This window comes from Spirochaeta dissipatitropha (genome assembly GCF_054657935.1).
The window spans coordinates 1-3276 of sequence record NZ_BAAHXT010000032.1 but is presented as its reverse complement, the minus strand read 5'-3'; the positions used below and the strand labels follow the sequence as shown (position 1 = coordinate 3276).

The 3276-nt window shown below is 33.0% G+C and carries 3 protein-coding genes; all 3 read left to right on the top strand.

Going from position 1 to position 3276, the window contains the following annotated elements; translation table 11 throughout:
* Window positions 1–74 precede the first annotated feature (74 nt).
* The 3 genes from ACYQ2L_RS16990 (at window position 75) to ACYQ2L_RS16980 (ending at window position 3117) form a co-directional block, all read left to right on the top strand.
* Complete coding sequence (locus ACYQ2L_RS16990) at window positions 75–2066, top strand: hypothetical protein (protein ID WP_460058284.1); 1992 nt, start codon at window positions 75–77, stop codon at window positions 2064–2066.
* Between the two features lie 147 nt (window positions 2067–2213).
* Window positions 2214–2675, top strand: coding sequence for a hypothetical protein (locus ACYQ2L_RS16985; protein WP_460058282.1), 462 nt, complete (start codon window positions 2214–2216; stop codon window positions 2673–2675).
* Between the two features lie 58 nt (window positions 2676–2733).
* Window positions 2734–3117: an HNH endonuclease gene (locus ACYQ2L_RS16980; protein WP_460058280.1), complete on the top strand. Its 384-nt coding sequence runs from the start codon at window positions 2734–2736 to the stop codon at window positions 3115–3117.
* Window positions 3118–3276: the final 159 nt, after the last annotated feature.

Here is a 3276-nt window from a genome sequence, read left to right as displayed (position 1 = left end):
TTGACTCAGAATTGTCAGAATGTGAATTATAGCATACAAATATAATTAATTTTATATATTAATTGGAGATAATAATGGAAAAAGATAAAGTGTATCCTGGATTAAATCCAAGCGTGGTTACGACTCATTTAAGAACAGATGAACGGCAGATCGTGGATTTACTATCGAAGGAGCAATATGTAACTAATGGTGGTAAAGAAATTTCACTTTCTACACAAAGCAAGTATAGATATTTTCTCTTCAAGCCAACTACACAGTTTGCTCAGCAATTTAATATTGAACTCGAAATAATCTGTCTATTTAGTGACTATGAAGATTTTCAGCCAAGAACTATAGATGCTTTCTCACATATATATTCAAAAGTCGAAGATTACCGTCTAGAAAGGATTTGTTCTGTACTGATAAGTAGGGATCCTCAAATATCAAATAAAATAATCGACCTATTAAAAGCAGATCCCGAATCTCCAAATATAATCCCATTTACATATAGAGAATTAATACAAAATCTAACGGTTGATCCCTATTTTTTCCGCAATAGATTTCGTGAACATTTATACTCACGTGACTTATTTGATTTTAAAGGCCCGCTGAAAAAAGACCTTTATTTTTATGGACGGAGTGAAATAATTAATGATGTGCTGAGTCGGCATAAATCAAATGAAAATTTCGGTATTTTTGGACTCAGAAGAACTGGAAAAACATCTATTGTATTTGGTGTTTCACGTGCAGTACGACGAGTGAATTCTTTTTCAGTGTTTATTGACTGTCAGAATACAAGTTTTAATCAACGCCGCTGGAACAAAGCTCTGTATTTTGTGATTAGAGAATTAAAATCACAAAATAATATAGACTGCGAAACACATCAGGAACAAGAATATTCAATAGAGAATACGGGGATATTTTTTGAGGAAGATTTAAAATCAATTGTTGAACACCTGTCTGCAAACAAATTAATAATTATTATTGATGAAATAGAACGTATTACTTTTGATTCCTCGACTGTTTCTCATTGGAAAGACGGGGATGACTTTATCTATTTCTGGCAAACAATAAGAGCTATCTATCAAAAGACTGATTTTTTTACTCTATTGATTGCGGGTACTAATCCTCGCAGTATTGAACAACCACGGATTAATGGAAGCGATAACCCCATATTTAACCAAATTACATACAGCTATGTACCAGGCTTTAATGTCCAGCAGACTCGAGATATGGTCAGGAAATTGGGACGGATTATGGGGATTACGTTCAAAGAGACAATTTATTCAAAATTAAATGAGGATTACGGCGGTCATCCGTTCTTAATACGACAAATATGTAGCCTAATCTGTCGTGAGTTTCCGGCAAGACCCTATCACGTTGATAAATCCACATATTCCATTGCTAAAAAACTTTTTTCTGAAAAAACAGAATACATTGAAATGATAATTGGTGTGCTTCAAGAAGAATACGAGGATGAATATTCTCTGCTTGAATTTCTGGCTCTCGAGGATTTGGATACATTCAGAACCTTTGCAGATGGAGCGCCAGAGATGATTCAGCATCTTTTGGGTTATGGAATAATTGAAAAAGTAAATAATAATTACGATTTTATAATAGAAGAAATTAGAGAGTATCTTATAAAAAAGAACAAGTATAGATTGGTAACCAATAGTAGTGAGGCAAGATTAAATGAAATTTCAACACGGAGAAATACACTTGAAAAAGAGCTAAGAATCATTGTTAGACAAACTCTTCAGTCTCACCTTGGAAGAAATGCGATAGACGAAGTCATCTCAGCCTTAAAGGATTCAGATAAGAAAAAAGCAAAGCTTTTATCGTATAAAGATTTATTCGACCCTCAAAAGAACAATATCTATTTCAATAATTTAATTACAATTATTGATAACAATTGGAACGCCTTCCAAAATATTTTCCAAAAAGATAAAAATGAATTAATCAACATTCTCAAAGCCATTAATAAGTTTCGAGTAGATGCACATGCTGGTGAAATTTCGGATGCAGATTTCAATTATCTTCGAGGATGTTTCGGTGCAATTGAAGAAACAATAGCGTTTTTCACTTAGGGCAATATAACAATGTCTTCGAACGGAATTTTTCTTTTGTCATGGTTTTTGCAGATGCAAAAACACATGCCAATCCTGGGCTAATCGCCCAGGCCGAAAAATCCGCTCAAGACGTCGTTAGGTTGACGCCTTCGGCGCGGAGAAAAAATGGAATTAGATAAGAAAAGTGATTCCTCAATCAGAGCAGAAGGAGCTGAAATATTTGTTCAAGGTTATATTATGTTGGAATTAGGTTATCCAACAGCTTTGGCAAGTAGAAATATGCCAGGCTATGATATATTAGCTCAAAATATTGTTAACTCTAGATCTTGTAAAATACAAGTAAAATATAGATCAGCTGTAGATAGTGATGGGTTTAGATTTAGTAATTTAGATTTTGATATTGCGATACTTATTATCGGAAATATAGGAAAAATATCCCAAAAAGACTCTATAAAATATAAAGATAATGAAATATTTGTATTTACAAAGAATATGATTGAGCAAGTTATTACTAGTGGTCAGACCAAAGATAATTTATTCCCTTTACCAAATAGGAAAAAATTGAAAGGTAAGTATGATTCAAATCGAAACAAGTGGGGATTAGTAATAGATTTATTAGAAGATTAGTATGTATAATGAATATTTTATTAATTCTATTAATCAAGTTAATTCCTTATGAGGGTGTATGAGAAATAACAAAGATATTATTTTTTCTGAACTATTGAAAACTGGTAAATGGGGTGAAAGAGATATTCTTGTTGGTATACGTGCAAAGTTCCATTGTGAGTACTGTGGTAAGTATTTATTAGATTCAGTTGAGAGTTATAAAGAATGGAATATTGATCATATAATTCCAAAAAACGCTGGTGGTAAAGACAGTGATGAGAATTTGGCTTTGTCATGTAGGACATGTAATGTATCATTAAAAAGTCGTGTTAACCTGTTCGATGAAAAGACAAAGCTAAGTAGAGATGAAAAAATATTGGTAATCAAAAAATATGTTTCAGAAAAAAGAAAAGATGTTGAAAAAGAAATTACCAAATACAGAAATATTGTCGAAAAAACCTAACACATATAAGGCCTCCTGCCGTCAAGACATAAAGTGAGCCCGGCCTCGATTTAGTTCGATTCCTGAGTCTTGTGCTGACAGATCATGCCAGAGATAGTACGCAATCTGATTGGAAATTCTCAGATTGGAAGTGCAGAACAATGGTCTGCACCAAACACA